At 62.3% G+C, this 17,919-nt stretch carries 11 protein-coding genes; 5 read left to right on the top strand and 6 right to left on the bottom strand.

The window, feature by feature from the left end; genetic code table 11:
* Nucleotides 1–247: 247 nt before the first annotated feature.
* Together fdhA and AC50X7_RS07140 are read left to right on the top strand one after the other, a co-directional pair.
* Nucleotides 248–1,465 carry a formaldehyde dehydrogenase, glutathione-independent gene (fdhA, locus tag AC50X7_RS07135; protein ID WP_494978356.1) on the top strand — a complete coding sequence of 406 codons (1,218 nt, stop codon included), beginning with the start codon at nucleotides 248–250 and terminating at the stop codon, nucleotides 1,463–1,465.
* A 566-nt stretch (nucleotides 1,466–2,031) separates the two neighbouring features.
* Complete coding sequence (locus tag AC50X7_RS07140) at nucleotides 2,032–2,430, top strand: hypothetical protein (protein ID WP_494978357.1); 399 nt, start codon at nucleotides 2,032–2,034, stop codon at nucleotides 2,428–2,430.
* A 149-nt stretch (nucleotides 2,431–2,579) separates the two neighbouring features.
* On the opposite strand, the gene metH is transcribed toward AC50X7_RS07140, so the two are convergent.
* The 6 genes from metH to AC50X7_RS07170 all read right to left on the bottom strand — a co-directional run bounded on the left by metH (nucleotide 2,580) and on the right by AC50X7_RS07170 (nucleotide 15,152).
* Nucleotides 2,580–6,218, bottom strand: coding sequence for a methionine synthase (gene metH / locus AC50X7_RS07145; protein ID WP_494978358.1), 3,639 nt, complete (start codon nucleotides 6,216–6,218; stop codon nucleotides 2,580–2,582).
* Nucleotides 6,219–6,409: 191 nt separating this feature from the next.
* Nucleotides 6,410–8,416, bottom strand: coding sequence for a hypothetical protein (locus AC50X7_RS07150; protein ID WP_494978359.1), 2,007 nt, complete (start codon nucleotides 8,414–8,416; stop codon nucleotides 6,410–6,412).
* 106 nt (nucleotides 8,417–8,522) lie between these two features.
* Entirely contained in the window at nucleotides 8,523–10,511 is a 1,989-nt protein-coding gene (locus AC50X7_RS07155; RefSeq protein ID WP_494978360.1) for an ATP-binding protein, read from the bottom strand.
* Nucleotides 10,508–11,134, bottom strand: a complete 627-nt coding sequence (locus tag AC50X7_RS07160; RefSeq protein WP_494978361.1) for a hypothetical protein — start codon at nucleotides 11,132–11,134, stop codon at nucleotides 10,508–10,510. The genes AC50X7_RS07155 and AC50X7_RS07160 overlap by 4 nt, the downstream gene beginning before the upstream one ends.
* A 269-nt stretch (nucleotides 11,135–11,403) precedes the next feature.
* Entirely contained in the window at nucleotides 11,404–13,422 is a 2,019-nt protein-coding gene (locus AC50X7_RS07165) for an ABC transporter ATP-binding protein (protein ID WP_494978362.1), read from the bottom strand.
* Complete coding sequence (locus AC50X7_RS07170; protein WP_494978363.1) at nucleotides 13,419–15,152, bottom strand: ABC transporter ATP-binding protein; 1,734 nt, start codon at nucleotides 15,150–15,152, stop codon at nucleotides 13,419–13,421. Before AC50X7_RS07170 ends, AC50X7_RS07165 begins: the two co-directional genes overlap by 4 nt.
* 247 nt (nucleotides 15,153–15,399) lie before the next feature.
* Between AC50X7_RS07170 and AC50X7_RS07175 the strand changes: the two genes are divergently transcribed.
* From AC50X7_RS07175 to rbsD, 3 genes are all read left to right on the top strand, one after another.
* Complete coding sequence (locus AC50X7_RS07175) at nucleotides 15,400–16,410, top strand: LacI family DNA-binding transcriptional regulator (protein ID WP_494978364.1); 1,011 nt, start codon at nucleotides 15,400–15,402, stop codon at nucleotides 16,408–16,410.
* 34 nt (nucleotides 16,411–16,444) lie between these two features.
* Entirely contained in the window at nucleotides 16,445–17,419 is a 975-nt protein-coding gene (locus tag AC50X7_RS07180) for a ribokinase (protein WP_494978365.1), read from the top strand.
* A gap of 95 nt (nucleotides 17,420–17,514) precedes the next feature.
* Nucleotides 17,515–17,919 (top strand): D-ribose pyranase, encoded by a 405-nt coding sequence (gene rbsD / locus AC50X7_RS07185; protein WP_494978366.1) that lies wholly within the window; start codon nucleotides 17,515–17,517, stop codon nucleotides 17,917–17,919.

The raw sequence follows: 17,919 nt of genomic DNA on the forward strand, positions 1-17,919 counted from the left end.
AATCTTGCACTCATTCCGCAGGGTTATGTCCAAAATCTTACGCTTTTATTGCAGCTCCTGTGACCCTAGTCTCATCGGAGTTGTCCCGTGCCCGTGAAGGGTGCTTCGGTGGCCTGAAACCTGGGGAGGTATCCCGATCGAAGCACCGCTTTCGGGCTTGGGGCAGCGCCTGCAACTTTGCCGGACCAGTGCAGGGCCATCTGATTGGAAGGCCCGGCACCAACTACCCCTACCAAAAGGAGTATCCATGTCAGGAAACAGAGCCGTAGTTTACAAAGAACCCGGTGTCGTCGAAATCATCAACACCGACTACCCGACGTTGGAACTCAAAGATGGGCCGGGCGTCAATCCCGCCAATGTGGGCAGAAAAGTACCCCACGGCGCGATCCTGCGCACGGTGACCACCAATATCTGCGGCTCGGACCAGCACATGGTGCGGGGCCGGACCACGGCTCCCACGGACCTCGTCCTCGGCCACGAAATCACCGGTGAAGTGGTGGAAGTCGGTCCGGACGTGGAGTTCATCAAGGTGGGTGACATCGTCTCCGTACCATTCAACATCTCCTGCGGCCGTTGCCGGAACTGCAAGGAGCGCAAGACCGGAATCTGCCTGAACGTCAACCCGGACCGCCCGGGCAGCGCCTACGGTTATGTGGACATGGGCGGCTGGGTGGGCGGCCAGGCGGAATACGTGCTGGTCCCCTACGCTGACTGGAACCTGCTCAAGTTCCCGGATCGCGACCAAGCCTTGGAAAAGATCATGGACCTGACCATGCTTTCCGACATCTTCCCCACCGGCTTCCACGGCGCCGTCACTGCCGGAGTGGGCGTCGGATCCACCGTTTACATTGCCGGTGCAGGCCCGGTGGGGCTCGCGGCCGCCGTCGGCGCGCAGCTGCTCGGTGCAGCCGTGGTGGTTGTCGGTGACATGAACGAGGACCGCCTCGCTCAGGCCCGCTCCTTCGGCTGTGAAACGGTGAACGTCTCCAACGGTGATCCGAAGGACCAGATCGAGCAAATCCTGGGCGTCCCCGAAGTGGATTGCGGCGTCGACGCCGTAGGGTTCGAAGCCCGGGGACACGGCAAGGACGCCTCACATGAAGCACCGGCCACCGTGCTGAACTCTCTTATGGACATCACCGCTGCGGGCGGGGCTCTTGGCATTCCCGGCTTGTATGTCACCGGTGACCCCGGTGGAATCGACGACGCCGCCAAGCATGGCTCCCTGTCGCTGTCCTTGGGTACCGGATGGGCAAAGTCCCTGTCGTTTACCACTGGACAGTGCCCTGTCATGTCGTACAACCGCCAGCTGATGATGGCCATCCTGCACGACAAGGTCCAGATCGCCAAGGCAGTAAACGCCACAGCGATTCCACTTGAGGATGCACCGCGCGGTTACGCCGAATTTGACGCCGGTTCGGCAACGAAATTCGTGCTGAATCCGAACGGATACGTCAAGGCGTAGAACCGCAAACGGTGGGGCCCGGAGATTGTGAAGCAAACACCACCTGGTGCAGGTCTCGCGGTCCCCGGCCCCACCTTTCAGTGAATTCTTACCTCACGGGCCTTCCTGGCCACCGGCGTGCAACCACCGCCCGGATTCGTATGTTGACAGCGACCTCGGCGTCCGCTGACACTGGCTGCACCGGCCTTCCGGCATGAGCCCGGAGATCCCTTGTCGGCGTTTCTCAGCGGGAGTAGCCGCGTCCGCTGGCCGGGCGCTATTGCGCGAAAGGCCCCGCAACATGGGGGGACGCCGCGGGGCCTTCCTGGTCGTTTCGCAATTTGGGGGATTCGCGAAACAACCGAGAAGCAAAACTACTGGTAAGTAGAAGCTTCAGCAACCTGCATTTTCGCACCTCCGGCCTGCATCCGTGCAGATTTAAGCCACCACTGCGGAGGTGATTGGACACCACGTATCTGCCGCACATACTGCCACTCTGTGTTCCCACTTCATGACCGTTCAGGCCTCAACGGTCGTTTAGGCTGTGGCCATGAATAACTCCGAATACCCAAGGTTCGAGGCTGGCTGTGGGTAAGCGCAGCGAAGGCATTCCCCGAGAATCGGGCTACGTGCCGCCCCCGCCCGGCGAACATCTGCTACATCGCAGGGCGGAGAACGGCCAAGTGGTGAGTTATACCCCTGCCGAATACGGAGTGCGCAAAGACGACGGTGGGGGCGTGGTCAAACCGATCAACAGCGCAGGCGGGCTGCTCTTTCTCGCCATTCTCGTAAGCATTTGCTTCGGCGGGATGCTTTACGGCTTAGTCCAGATCGCCATAACCGGTCAGTGGGACATCCTGGGGCGTACATGGTGGATGTTCCTGCTCATCCTGGTGCCCCTGCTTGGCGGCTGGGCCGGCTATTTCAAGGAACGCAAGGCGGAGAAACTACGGAGGGCCCGAAACCTGCCGCGGCCGGTGAAATAGCGCATCCAACAGGTTGTTGGACTTTTCGTTGATAGTGCTCAGGCGACACCCTGTCGGGGGCAAGACCCACGCGCGCCGTCCTCGAATGCGTAGGTAGAGCCGGCCGCGCCCGGAGGCAGACTCCCCCCAGGCCACGGACCGGCTTCAGCTCACACCTTGAAGTACTTCGCCTCCGGGTGGTGGAACACGAACGCGTCGGTGGACTGTTCGGGGTGCAGCATCAGCTCGTCGCTCAGGACCACACCCATCCGCTCGGGCTTGAGCAGCTCCGTCACCTTGCGGCGGTCCTCCATGTCCGGGCACGCGGGGTAGCCGAGCGAGAACCGGGCACCGCGGTAGTCCAGCTTGAAATACCCTGCCGTGTCCTTCGGCTCCTCGGCCGCGAAGCCCAGCTCCTTGCGGATCCGGGCGTGCCAGAACTCCGCAAGCGCCTCGGTGAGCTGCATGACCAGGCCGTTGAGCTCGTAGTAGTCGCGGTACTGGTTGGCGGCGAACATCTTGGAGGTGAACTCTTCGATCTTCGAGCCGGCCGTGACCAGCTGCACCGGCAGGACGTCGATCTGGCCGGATTCGCGGGACTTCACGAAGTCTGCGAGGCACAGGTGCCGGTCGCGGCGCTGGCGCGGGAAGTCGAAGCGCAGCCGGTCGGTGCCGATCGGACCGCCTGAACCACCGTCGGGGGCGAGCAAACCCGCGGTGCCAAGGACGCCGTCGGGATCCGTATCGTGGTGCAGCACCACCACCTGCTCCCCTTCGGAGACCACCGGGAAGTAGCCGTAGGCGACGGACGCGTCCAGCATGCCCTCGCCGAGGATGCGGTCCAGCCAGTAGCGCAGGCGCGGCCGGCCTTCGCGTTCCACCAACTCCTCATAGGAGGCGCCGTCCTCGCCGCGGCCGGGCTTGAGCCCCCATTGCCCCATGAAGGTGGCGCGCTCGTCGAGGAACGCCGAGTAGTCGTGGAGCGAGACGCCGCGCACGATGCGCGTGCCCCAGAACGGCGGGGCGGGCACGGGGTTGTCGGCGGCGACGTCGGACCGCCCGGGCATTGCCTCGGGCTCGGTCACCCTGAACTTCGCGCCTCCCTTGTGGATGCGCTTCTTCAGGGGCGGCAGGCCGACGTCGTCCGGGGACTCGCCGCGGGCGACGCGGACCAGCGGCTCCATGAGGGCAAGGCCCTCGAAGGCGTCCTTGGCGTACCGGACCACGCCATCAAACTGCTCCGCCAGGTCCTGCTCCACGTAGGCGCGGGTCAGCGCTGCTCCGCCGAGGATGACGGGCCACTTCTTCGCCAGGCCGCGGGACTGCAGTTCGGCGAGGTTCTCCTTCATCACCACGGTGGATTTCACGAGCAGCCCGGACATGCCGATCACATCCGCGTTGTGTTCCTCGGCCGCGGCCATGATCTCGGCAATACCCTGCTTGATGCCGATGTTGACCACTTTGTAGCCGTTGTTGGTGAGGATGATGTCCACCAGGTTCTTGCCGATGTCGTGCACGTCGCCGCGGACGGTGGCGATCACCATGGTGCCCTTGCCGGACGAATCCGACTTCTCCATGTGCGGCTCGAGCAGGGCGACGGCGTTCTTCATCACCTCGGCGGACTGCAGCACGAACGGCAGCTGCATCTCGCCGGCGCCGAAGCGCTCGCCCACCACTTTCATGCCCTCAAGCAGGTGGTCGTTGATGATGCCGAGCGGCGTCATGCCCTCACTGCGGGCAAGATCGAGGTCGTCTTCGAGGCCCTTGCCTTCGCCGTCGATGATGCGCCGCTCCAGGCGCGCGCCCGTGGGCAGCGCCGCGAGTTCCGCGGCGCGCTGGTCCTTGAGCGCTGCGGTGTCGACGCCGGCGAACATGTCCAGCATGATGGCCAGGGGGTCGTAAGTGGTGTTGCCCTCGGCGTCGTATTCGCGGCGGTCCCAGACGAGGTCCAGCGCCACCTTGCGCTGTTCCTCCGGCAGTGAGGCGAGCGGAACGATCTTGGCGGCGTCGATGATGCCGCTGGTCAGGCCCGCCTGGACGGCCTCGTGCAGGAACACGGAGTTCAGGACCACGCGCGCTGCAGGGTTGAGGCCGAACGACACGTTGGAGACGCCGAGCGTGGTGTTGATGCCCGGGTACTTGGCGGTGATCTGGCGGATGGCCTCGATGGTTTCGATGCCGTCGCGGCGGGTTTCTTCCTGGCCGGTGGCGACGGGGAAGGTCAGGCAGTCCACGATGATGTCCTCGACGCGCATCCCCCATTCGCCCACCAGGGCGTCGACGAGGCGTGAAGCGATGGCCACCTTGCCCTCGGTGGTGCGGGCCTGGCCCTCTTCGTTGATGGTCAGGGCGATCACGGCGGTGCCGTGTTCCTTCACGAGCGGCATGATGCGCGCGAAGCGGCTGTCCGGGCCGTCGCCGTCCTCATAGTTGACGGAGTTGACCACCGGGCGTCCGCCGATGTGTTCGAGCCCGGCCTGAAGTACGGCAGGTTCGGTGGAGTCCATGACCAGAGGGAGCGTGGACGCCGACGCGAAACGCGAGACGATTTCCTTCATGTCGGCCACGCCATCGCGCCCCACGTAGTCGATGCAGACGTCCAGCAGGTGGGCGCCGACGCGGATCTGCTCGCGGGCGATGTCCACGCAGTCGTCCCAGCGCTCTTCGAGCATGGCCTGGCGGAACGCCTTGGAGCCGTTGGCGTTGGTGCGCTCACCGATGGCGAGGTAGGAGGCGTCCTGGTCGAAGTTAACGTGCTGGTAGAGGGAGGCGACGCCGGCTTCGCGTTCGGTGGGGACGCGGGCTGGGCCGCTGCTCGCTTTCGTCTCGCGGGTGCGGAAGGGCGCAAGGCGTTCGACGACGGCGGCCATGTGTTCCGGCGTCGTACCGCAGCAGCCGCCCACCAGGCCCAGGCCGAATTCGCGCACGAACTGCTCGTGCGCGGTGGCGAGTTCGGTAGGGGTGAGCGGGTAGTGCGCGCCGTCGGCGCCGAGGATGGGCAGGCCGGCGTTGGGCATGCAGGCGATGGCTACGGAGGACTGCTTGGAGAGGTGGCGGAGGTGCTCGCTCATCTCGTCCGGGCCGGTGGCGCAGTTCAGGCCGATGGCGTCGACGCCGAGCGGTTCCAGGGCGGTGAGGGCGGCGCCGATTTCGGAGCCCATGAGCATGGTTCCGGTGGTTTCGACCGTCACCTCCACGAAGATGGGGAGGCGGACGCCGCGGGACACGATGGCCTGCTTGCAGCCGTTGACCGCGGCTTTGGTCTGCAGGAGGTCCTGGCTGGTTTCGATGAGGAAGGCGTCCGCGCCGCCGTCGATGAGCCCCTCGGCTTGCAGGGCGAACGTCTGCTTGAGGTAGTCGTAGCTGGTGTGGCCGAGGCTGGGAAGCTTGGTGCCGGGGCCCATGGAGCCGAGGACCCAGCGCATGCGGCCGTCTGTTTCTTCGGCAGCTTCCGCACGCTCGCGGGCGATCTTCGCGCCTTTCAGGGCGAGCTCGGTGATCCGGTCGTCGATGCCGTAGTCAGAGAGGTTGGACCAGTTGGCGCCGAAGGTGTTGGTTTCGACCGCGTCGATGCCCGTGGCGAAGTACGCGTCATGGATGTCCGCAATGACGTCCGGGCGCGTGTCGTTGAGGATCTCGTTGCAGCCCTCGAGGTTCTGGAAATCCGTTTCCAGAGACAGGTCCCGGCCCTGCAGCATGGTGCCCATGGCGCCGTCGGCAATGACGACGCGGTGGTTCACGGCGTCCAGGAGCTCTTGCGCACGGACAGGGCGGGGCACGGACTCAATATCAAGCGCAAAACGAGGCATCTAAACAGGTTACGTGTGGGGGCTGGAACGTTGCGTTGTGTGTCCGTGTACTACGACGGGGGTGATGCCTTCACATCTGATGGCCTGTCACGGCTGGCACTCCGGACATCATAAAAAATGGCCAGATGCAAGAGGACTTCCTGCACTTTTCATGGGGTGGGAGGACAGGGGCTCCTTTATATGCCGATTGTCTAACCGGTCTTGGTTTGCCGAGGTGTCGGACGATTACCCCGTATAACGACTGTCACCACATGTCTCGGCTTCGCACCAGCAATAGGCACTTCATCGACCCAAACGGACTCCTTCAGCGATGGGATCCCCTCCGTGTGATCTGTCAAGTCCAAAATTGCGGCGATCGAGAGCCGGGGACCAACCACTGAGTACCCGGCCGCCTGACCTCCATATGCTGCAAAAAGTGCGCTTCGTGAGGCATTTCTGAGTTCGCGTTTGACCTCGATTGTGAACCTGTGATCTTGACTCACCGTAACGTCCGCCCGCCCTGCGCCCACATCAGGCTCCTCCATCCGCGTGAAGCGTCGCAACGAGGAGCTTTTCAACCATGAATTCAGATCTCGCTGGAGGAACACCTCCTTAAAATTCTTCCCGTCTGTCGGCGGGAACAGGTACGCAACATCGGGGCCGCCGCTTGCGCGTCCAATATCCGCCCTATCCGCCGCGAATCGGAGCACTTCAACCAATAGTTCGACAAATTCTTCGCGGACACTACCGGATAGGTCCTCACAGCTCAGTAAGTCGTTCAGGACACTCTCCAAGAGCTGGTCGACAACTGGATCACTCCGCCGAGCTCGTGCTCGAGCACGAGCCGCCGCCTCCCGATTCATCCAGCCGATTACTGCCGGTACTTCTTCAACAGCATGTGCTAATTCAGCTGCGATAGCGGCGTCCACGTTGGCGCCAAGTTCGGCAACCAATGCGGGCGCCGCTGCCCAGACTTTTCCCGGCGCACCACCCCCATGCGGTCCATCGACTGTGTGCAGAGTATCCAGCAGCCGCTGTGCGGCCGCACGGTCAAGGTCCTGTAGCGCCTCTGACTCTAAGGCGTCCCTTAGATGCGCCAGCAGTCCCTCACGCCGAATAAAAGCAGCCTGAACAGTAGGCTCTAAGACAGTTCGAAGTCCATCAGGAGAAATCACGGTCACCGATCGAGCCGCCTGATATGCAGCAAGCACTCGTGACAAGGTATCAATGGGAGTCAGCCACGATGATCGATGCAGCGGGTCCGCGGCGGCCCGCAACGTGTGAGCAAGCGAGTACCACTCGATTTCAGCCTGGCGCCTGGGTAGCGCCCAGCTGCCCATCGCCGAACGGGTAGAGAAGATAGCCCGCTGCGACATCGCCCGTGTTAAGTCCTCGATTGCCTCTGATGAATCAGGAGCGGTGCCCGTCGGAGACCCTACAAAAGCCACCATGACGTCTAAGGCACAACGATAAATGGTTGCGTCGTCACGGGCTTCAGTCATCGCCTCTACAGCAAGAAATTGATCGCGCGTGGATATCAGGCCGGCCATTATGGCTTCTAAAGATCCGCCTTCCAGTGCAGCTCGGAGCCCTACCTGAGCCAGCTCAAACAAAGCGTCTGCTTTGGCCTCGTCGAACTCGGCTAATCTGTCTAGGACGCTTATGAGCTCGTTTTCGCCCCACCTGTCGAGTGCCAGCCCAACCAAAGAAGGCAACCGCTCCAGAAACGTGGTGGCGTCCCGAGACGTGACAGACAAAAGCAAATCCAAGGCGCGAAGCCGAGCTGCAGAATGCAAAAGGCCTAACCGCGTCAACACTTCAAGGTAAGCGTAGGCTTGGAAGCCATTGGCAGCCCGGTTGGTCTCGACCTGATCGGCAAGTGCTGCAGCGAGGGGACGAGCATGCGCGGCCATAAGGCGGGGACAGTTCAATGCGACATCGGCCGTCTCCATGAAAACAAGCCGCTGGAGGTTAGGCAGCACTTTGGCAACTTCATCGAGAAGTTGCTCGGCGCGGGGGTCGTTTGCCCGCGACGCCGCTTCTGCAAGAGCAACAAATTCAGGAGCGGATTGACGTGCTGCTTGGGCGATAGCATTCCCGTCGTCTAATTCGGTCGAGTCCACCCTTTGGTAGAGCTCGTCGCCGAACGCCTCAAGTTCTTCTAAATCAGTCGGCCCTGGAACCGCGAGTTGAAGCAATACATTAACTAAATGCGTCACTGTGCAACCCTTCGTTCTGCCGTCGCAAACCTGTCAACGCACAGACCTCCCACTTCAACCTGCAGTTCGGCGATTGACCACGTTTGTGATCAGTTGGCATCCCTAATTACCACAATGGGCTTCCGTTCAAGCTGGAATAGGTGCTCTCCTTGGCCACATTTCCGAGAACAGCTGCCGGCTCCGCTGAAGCAACGACAACTTGCAAAGTCGGTAGCTCTTCCTTTAGGGAGTCAAGCTCCCGCAGAAGCGTCGCCTCATCCTCAACTGTGAGCTCGTCGGAACCCGGAGAGTCGAGAAGAATCAGCCCTGGATGGCTGCCCACGCCAGCCCGATGGCCGACTCGCAACAAGGCCACGACAACCGCTACACGAAGCCGGAGACGTTCCCCGCCAGTCACATTTTTGAAGGACGACTGCACTCCAGCAGTAGTCACTTGCATGCCGCCTCTGCGGTCGAGTTCAACTTTTTCCAAATTGTCGATCCCGAACTTTTTACCGAGGGTGACAATCTCCTTATTGAGTTCAGCGAACACCTTAGCGGCCGAAGCGCTTGTCACGCCGGCGAGCTCTTCAACTGCCGCCTCGAGGACTACAAGCGATTCGGAGGTCCCGAGCTTCACATCGTCCTTGCTTATGCTCTCCAGGCTTCCCTGCAGTCGCGCCTCTTCTAACTGATGCGCCAAGCGCTTCGTGAACTCGTCGGAACGGCTTGTGTTGCTCAGTTCAATTGCGAGCTTTTCAACTTGTTCCTGCGCTTCTCGCTCATCTGCCGCCGCTGCAGCAGCAGTCTCCTTGGCAGCCGCCTCAGCTTGCTTTAAGGCTTCTAGGCCGTCGCTGACGTCCTCCGGTGCTTCATCGGTGTCGGCGTCAAGGACAGAAAGGGCCGGGAGCTCCTTCGTGCAGACGGCGCACTGATGAACACTTAATTCCAGTTCGGTGCGCTGCGATTCAATGCTCTGTTCACATCGTGGGCAGTGCTTGGGAAGAAGTCCGTGGAAGAGAGCCGCAGCAAGCTCGGTTTCACGAATATCATTCAACTGCCGCTCTTCAAGCTGGCGCGCCGACTTCGCCTCACTGAGTGTTCGCCCTGCGGCCCTGCACTCTGCTGCAGCTGTTTCAAGGCTCTGTTCCGCATCACGTAGCTCAGCTGCCACAATCTCATAAGAGCGATTAGATCCGGAGGGCAGTGACCTCAATTGCTTTTGGACCTCAGCGAGTCGGTCAGACAGTGCATCCCGTTCTTTATCTCGTGCGGATAGATCGCCTGCTAACCGTCGCGCCTGATTTGCTTCGTCCTGCCGCGCCTGCTTGGTCAGCGTCGTTAGCCGGATGTGAGTGCTCATCAACGGGACGTTGCAGAACATCTGCAAGATGCGTGCCGGAAGCCCTGCAAACACTGTGTCCCCAAGCAAGACTTCGGACCCAGCCCGGGGCAGGTAGATACCGCCGAAGTACGCCGGCCAACTGTTGACCTGAGGCCTCCCTTGGTCGCTTCCCCGGAACTTTTGGAAGTTCGTCATCGGTTCCAAAGCAAGTAGCGTCAACATCATCTGATCCTGCAGCTTCGCGAACTCTCCTTCCGAGAGTCCTGACGCGAGCAGATGCACGTCGTCACCCGGAGAATTCCCGCAGAGGTATGCCCGCAGCGCTTCACTATCACTAGCTCTTAAAACGTCTGCGACGAACCCATGCATTTCACGATGGAGTACGACGGCCATCGGTGTTCCGTTTATGGAGTACTCGAGTGAAATACGGTCGAACCAAGGTTTGACGTCATCACGCAATCGTCGTGGAGTGCCGCGCAATCCCCAAGTGATGAGTTCCAATATTGTCGACTTGCCCCGAAGATTTTCATCCGTAATTAGGGCAGTGACGCCCTTGGAAAATTCAAACGTCTTTTCGAAGGGGCCTTCCCACTGCGTGTTGACTTTTCTGCCCCTAATAGAAAGTCGGAGGAGGTCCAACGACCGCTGCGCCGGCGGCATTGGTATCAACGACACACCGTGGCCAACGAGAACATTCGCCACGGTATTCAACGGCAGACCGGAGCGCACAGCAATCGCTGCTGTCAACTCGTCTGGAGTAGGGACACTCAAGTTCGTTTCTCCTCAATTTCCTCGCGAATTGCCGCTAAACGCCGCCGCGCCCGCTCCGTAATACTCGGGATACGGACGCCGTGTGACGTGTTCAGATATTCGTCCACAATGTATTGTCGGTCTTTCAACTGAGTCGCGCCTTGTCCCTCCGCTAGCTGCACAACTAGCGCCGACCGCGCCGAGTACCACATCAAGTCCGGGAAGTCAGTGCTGATCTTCGCAACCGTGTCCCGACCAGCCTGTAGCAGGAAATAATCCGTCCTGCTGACGTGTCCAGGTCGACCTTGCCTTCGCCGGACTACGAGATCCGCCTGACGTAGCACTGCCAGCGCGTCCTCGAGATCTTCGTAGGCGCCGAAGAGGTATCGGAGCATCGGGTACCGGCGCATCTCTGGTTCCTCTGTATCCAATATGTCTGCGGCCAGACCCAGTAGGGCCTTGTCCTGATCACCGTTTTCATAATCGTTGAGCAGTTCGTTGGCTAAGTAATCGGGGTTCCTAACCCAGAAATCTAGCTTCTGAAGGCGGACTTGAGAACGTACCACCCCTACCGCAGACACTAGGGCAGCGTCATCTGCAATATCAGAGTTACTGATCGGTTCTGCCGCCTGGTCGATCAGCATGAGTATCCGCACCGCATCCTGCATACGCGTCGTCGGACTGTTCACTTAACCCCCGTTGCTGCCCGAAGGCTAAACCAAAAAGACTCGAGGGCTCAGATTGCCGCTCAAGCTCAGACACCATCTAACCAGAGCTTGCAGACAACGGCCCTCTTGGAAAAGGTGTCGCTGTTATCCGAATTAAGTAAGTGACGGCTTGCGAATTTCACGTGCACCAGTCGAGCGTACCCTGCAGTTTCACTGAAAGATGCTGGAGCTTGTACTTCTCGGCATTAGACCTCCGCCGCAGGAGCCGCGAACTGCGCCTCATACAGCCGCGCGTAAGCCCCACCCGCGGCCAACAGCGAAGCATGCGTCCCCTGCTCCACGATCTGGCCGGCTTCCATCACCAGGATGAGGTCGGCGTCGCGGATCGTTGACAGGCGGTGCGCGATCACGAAGCTAGTCCGGTCGGAGCGCAGCGCACTCATCGCTTTCTGCACCAGCACCTCGGTCCGGGTGTCCACTGAAGACGTCGCCTCGTCCAGGATCAGCACCGACGGCCGGGCCAGGAACGCCCGCGCAATCGTCAGCAGCTGCTTCTCCCCCGCGGACACGTTGGCGCCCTCGTCGTCCAGCACGGTGTCGTACCCGTCAGGCAGTGACCGCACGAACCGGTCCACATACGTCGCCCGCGCCGCCTCCAAGATCTCATCCGAAGTAGCCGAAGGCCGCCCGTACGCAATGTTGTCCCGAATGGTCCCGCCGAACAGCCAGGTATCCTGCAGCACCATCCCCAGCCGCGAGCGCAGCTCGCGCCGCGGCACCGAGGTGACGTCCACGCCGTCGAGCGTTATCCGCCCTGCGTCCAGTTCGTAGAAGCGCATCATCAGGTTCACCAGCGTGGTCTTGCCCGCCCCGGTGGGCCCGACAATTGCCACCGTCTGCCCCGGCTCCGCCACCAGAGACAACGAAGAAATCAGCGGCTTGTCCGGCGAATACGAGAAGGACACGTCCTCAAAAACCAGCCGCCCCTTCCCAAACACAGGACCCGTAGGAGGGGCAGGCTCCACAGACTCCTCGTCCTCATCCAACAACGAGAACACCCGCTCCGCCGACGCAACCCCGGACTGCAGCACATTCGCCATGGACCCCAGCTGCGCCAGCGGCATGGTGAACTGCCGCGAGTACTGGATGAACGCCTGCACGTCGCCCAGCTGCATCGCCCCGGACGCCACCTGCAGACCGCCCACCACGGCGATCCCCACGTACACCAGGTTCCCGATGAACGTCATGGCCGGCATGATCAGCCCGGAAATGAACTGAGCCCCGAAGCTCGCCTGGTACAGCTCCGCGTTCTTCTGCCGGAACCGCTCCTCCACCTCGCGCTGCCGGCCGAACACCTTCACCAGCGCATGCCCGGTGTACGTCTCCTCGATCTGCCCGTTCAGCTCGCCCGTGTTCTTCCACTGCGCCACAAACAGCTTCTGCGAGCGCTTCGCGATCAGCGCCGTGATCCCCAGCGTCAGCGGAATGGTCACCAGCGCGATCAGCGCCAGCGTGGGCGAAAGGATGAACATCATCACCAGCACGCCCAGCACCGTCAGCACCGAGGTGACCGCCTGGCTGATGGTCTGCTGCAGGCTTTGGGAGATGTTGTCCACGTCGTTAGTCACCCGGCTCAGCAGCTCACCGCGCTGGATCGAATCGAAATACCGCAGCGGCAGCCGGTGGATCTTCGCCTCGATCTCCCCGCGCAGCCCGAACACCGTCCGCTGCACCACCCCGTTCAGCACATAGGCCTGCACCCACATGAACGCGGACGACAGCACATACAGCACCAGCGCCCACGTCAGCACGATTCCCAGCGCCGCGAAGTCGATCCCCTGCCCCGGCGTCAGCGCCATGGGTGTCAGCATGTCCGCCTGCTGGGTTTCCCCCGACGCCCGCAGCTGCGCAATCACCTGCTCCTTGGTGGTCCCGGCCGGCAGGTCCCGGGAGACCACCCCGGCGAAAATCAGGTTGGTGCCCTCCCCCAGCAGCCGCGGCCCGATCACCGAGAGCGCCACCCCGGCCACCGCCGTCGCGAACACCAGCAGCAGCCACGCCCGCTCCGGCCGCAGCCTTCCCAGCAGCCGCTTGGCCGACGGCCAGAAGTTCATCGCCTTCTCCGCCGGGACGTTCATCCCCGCAAACGGCCCGCCCCTTCCCGGTCCACCTGCGGGACGGGGAATGCGTACGACGTCGGCGCTTCGGGTTGTGGAGGCGGGTGCGGCTTTGGTGCCGGTTCCGGGAGAGGGTTCCGGGCTCATACCGTCTCCTCCGCCGCCAGCTGTGAGGAGACGATCTCGCGGTACGTCTCCGACGTCTCCAGCAGCTCACTGTGCGTTCCGCGCCCCACGATCCTGCCGTCGTCGAGCACTAAAATCTGGTCCGCGTCCACAATGCTGGACACACGCTGGGCGATGATCACCAGCGTGGCGCCGGCGGTGCTGCGCTTGAGGGCATGGCGGAGGCGGGCGTCGGTGCCGGTGTCCAGCGAGGAGAAGGAGTCGTCGAAGATGTACAGCTCGGGCCGCTTCACCAGCGCCCGGGCGATGGCCAACCGCTGCCGCTGCCCGCCCGAGACGTTGGTGCCGCCCTGCGCGATGGGCGCGTCGAGGCCTTCGTCCATTTCCTCCACGAAGTCCCGGGCCTGGGCGATGCGAAGCGCTTCCCAAAGCTCGTCCTCTGTGGCGTCCGGCTTGCCGTAGAGCAGGTTGCTGCGGACGGTGCCGCTGAACAGGTAGGGCCGCTGCGGGACCAGGCCGATGTGCCCCCAGAGCAGGCCCGGGTGCAGCTCGCGAACGTCCACGCCGTCCATCTTTACTGCCCCGGTGGTGGCGTCGAACAGCCGGGGCATGAGGTTCACCAGGGTGGTCTTGCCGGATCCGGTGCTGCCGATGATCGCCGTCGTCTGCCCTGCCTTGGCGGTGAAGCTGATCCCGGAGAGGACCGGCTGGTCGGCACCCGGGTAGGCGAATCCGACGTCGCGCATCTCCAGCTCGCCGCGGCGCACATCACTGCTCACGGGATTCTTGGGCGGCCGGACGCTCGATTCCGTCCGCAGCACCTCGCCGATCCGGTCCCCGGACACCGCGGCGCGCGGGATCATCACGGCCATGAACGTGGCCATCATGACGGACATCAGAATCTGGATCAGGTAGCTCAGGAACGCGATGAGCGTGCCCACCTGCATGGAGCCGTCCTGGATCCGGAACGAGCCGAACCAGATCACCGCCACACTGGAGACGTTCAGCACCAGCATCACCACCGGGAACGCGAGCGCCATCAGCCGGCCGGCGCGCAGGGCGGTGTCCGTGACGTCCTCGTTGGCACGGGCGAAGCGTTCCGTCTCGATGTCCTCCCGGACGAAGGCGCGGACCACGCGGATGCCGGTGAGCTGTTCGCGGAGGACCCGGTTCACGGTGTCGATCCGCTTCTGCATCTTGCGGAACAGCGGCACCATCCGCACGGTGATCAGGCCGACGCCGATTAGCAGCACCGGGACCGCGACGGCGATCAGCCAGGACAGCTGCACGTCCTGCCGCACGGCCATGATCACCCCGCCGATGCTGAGCATGGGTGCGGTGACCAGCATGGTGGCGGACATGAGGACCAGCTGCTGGACCTGCTGGACGTCGTTGGTGGACCTCGTTATGAGGCTTGGTGCGCCGAACTTGGTGACCTCCTGTTCGGAGAACTCCCCCACGCGTTTAAAGATCGCGCCGCGCAGGTCCCGGCCCACGCCCATGGCCGCCTTCGCCGCGAAGTACACCGCGATGACCGCGCAGACTATCTGCAGCAGGGTGATCCCCAACATCACGGCGCCCAGGCTGAGGATGTAGCCGATGTTCGCCTTCGCCACGCCCTCGTCGATGATGTCCGCGTTCAGCGTGGGCAGGTACAGGGACGCGATAGACTGCGCCAGCTGGAAAATCACGACGACGGCCAGCAACTTCCGGTGCGGCCGCAGGTATTCAACAAGCAGCTTCCAGAGCATGGGCGGCTCCTGGTCCTTGGCTCACGGGACGTGATGCGAAGGTCAGTTTACGTCCGGCGGCTGGGAAGCGGAGGACCGCTTTTGGGAACCCTGCCAGTTTTCGCTTAGGCATCTCTGATTTTTTTGGCCGCCGTGGTGGCACCTGGCAATCTTCAGCAAAACGCTTGCGCGGCAGACTGAAAACGTTTACAGTTATGACCGCGGGTGATAGCCCTCACAAACTACATGCTCAACGAAGAGGTATCCGATGGCGACGATTCACGATGTGGCCAACCTGGCGGGAGTTTCCATCGCCAGCGTTTCCCGTCTCCTCGCGGGTGAAAACGTCCGCAGCGCCGAAGCCATCACGCGTGCCATTACTGACCTGGGCTACCGTCCAAACGCCAGTGCCCGTGGCCTGCGGCTGGGGAAACACCACAGCATCGCAGTCATCGTCCCCGATATCGCCAACCCCTACTTCGCAGCTCTGGTGCGCGGCATCGAGGAACGCGTCATGACCCAGGGATTCCGCATTATCGTGGCCAGCAGCGACGAGCAGTTCAAAGCAGAGTCGGAGTTGCTTGGCAATCTGGTTGATGCAGTAGACGCCGTGGCCATCGTTCCAGCTGAGGAGGGTCCACGGACCCGCAGGATGCTGGCCGGACTCAAGAAACCCGTGGTGCTGATCGACCGGACTGTTGGGGATGACCCAGGCTTTGACCTGGTCCATGTGGACAACGCCGGCGGCGCCAAGGCGGCGGCAGAGTACTTCCTGTCGTTAGGCCATCGGCGCATTGGCATCATCAGCGGCCGGCAGGACACCGTTCCCGGCCGCGTCCGCCACCAGGTATTCATGGAGGCGTTGGCTGAAGCCGGAGCGGAAGTGCCGGCCGAAGCTGTGAAAATCGGTGAGTTCAGCCGTGACTTCGGCCGCAGGGCGGCACAGGAAATCCTCGATTCCGGCTCCGGGATTACAGCTTTGTTTGTCGGCAACAACACCATGGCGCAAGGTGCACTGCTCACTTTGCACGCCGCCCAGGTGTCCATTCCGCGTGACTTGTCTTTCCTCTGCTTTGACGACTTTGACCTTGCCGAACTGCTGCCGGCTCCGATCACCGTTATTTCACGGCCTGCCATTGCCGAAGGGCATGCCGCTGCCGACCTCCTCCTGGAACGTATCGAAAGCTTCGGCAGCAGCCAAAAGCTTCCGCTCAAGCACAAAGTCCTGCCGGTAGCCCTGACCATCAGGGAATCCTGCGCCCCACCTTCCCTCGACTAACAAACGCTATTTAACGCACTCATTAAGGAACCCCATGACTACAACTGCGCCCAAAAACGGCAAGGTACTGGTGATCGGCAGCATCACTTGCGACCTGACCAGCTTCAGTGAACGACTCCCGCAACCAGGTGAAACCCTCCTCGGCAACGCCTTCACCATGGTGCTGGGCGGTAAAGGAGCCAACCAGGCAGTCGCTGCTGCACGAGCCGGCAGCGACGTGTCCCTCATAGGCAGCGTTGGCGACGATGTCTTCAGCGCAATGGTCCTGGCAACCCTGGCCGAGGAGAGCGTGGACACCAAGCATGTGCTGCGTTCCCCGGGACCGACCGGTGTAGCCCACATCCGGGTGGACGCGTCGGCGGAAAACGATATCGTCATGATTCCGTTGGCCAACGCACTGCTGAGTCCGGACCACGTCCAAGAATGCCTGGACGGTACCGAGGACCTCGCGGATGTTGCGCTGATCCAACTGGAGATCCCGCACGAAGCGGCTCTTGCGGCAGCCCGTCTGTGCCAGTCCCGTGGCATCACCGTCGTTCTTGACCCTGCTCCGGCCCCGAAAACGCCCCTCGATGAACAGCTCTGGGGCTATGTGGACATCGTTACCCCCAATGAGACCGAAGCCAGGCTCATCACCGGGATCACCGTCGTCGACTACCAATCTGCAGCGGCTGCCGGGCGCTGGTTCACGGACCGGGGCGTGGGACGTGCCGTCGTCACGCTGGCAGGCGCTGGAGCCGTCGTCGTCGAACGCGCCCCGGCAAATGACGTCTCGGTGAGCATCCAGGAACCCTTCAACGTCACCGCCGTGGATACAACGGCGGCAGGCGATGCCTTCGCGGGAGTGCTGGGCAGCGCTATCGCGGAGGGCCTCAGCTGGGAAGATTCTCTCCGCAGGGCGATGGCCGGCGGAGCACTGGCCGTCACTGTTGCCGGCGCCAGCCCCAGCCTTCCTCAGCGAGCAGCTGTGGACGGCTTCCTGGCAAGGCAAGCAACCGCTGCACCGTAGGCAGGTCCTGGCAGCAGTAGCTGCCGGACAGCCATCCTGTATCCCCTCATTTCTCGTATCAAACAACCATCCCTCTACAACGCAGTGGAGCAACCATGCGCAAAAACAGCGGTACCCTCAACGCATCCCTCGCCCGGGTCATCACCGAACTGGGCCATACTGACGAGCTGGTCGTTACCGACGCCGGCCTGCCGATCCCAACCGGCGTGGAACGGATCGACCTGGCACTGACGGCGAACGTCCCGGGCTTCCTGCAGTGCCTGGATGTTGTCCTGGCCGAGGTCGAAGTGGAAGCGGCACTCGCCGCTGCCGAGATCAGAGACCACAGCCCCGAACTTCTGGCTGCTTTGACAGATCGCTTCAGCACGCAAGGCATTCCCTTTAATTTGATCCCCCACACCGAGTTTAAGCAGCGCAGCAAGTCATCCAAGGCTGCAGTCCGCTCGGGTGAGTTCACCCCCTATGCCAACGTCATCCTCGTGTCCGGGGTGGTCTACTGA

Source organism: Pseudarthrobacter sp. Hb11, from assembly GCF_059383655.1.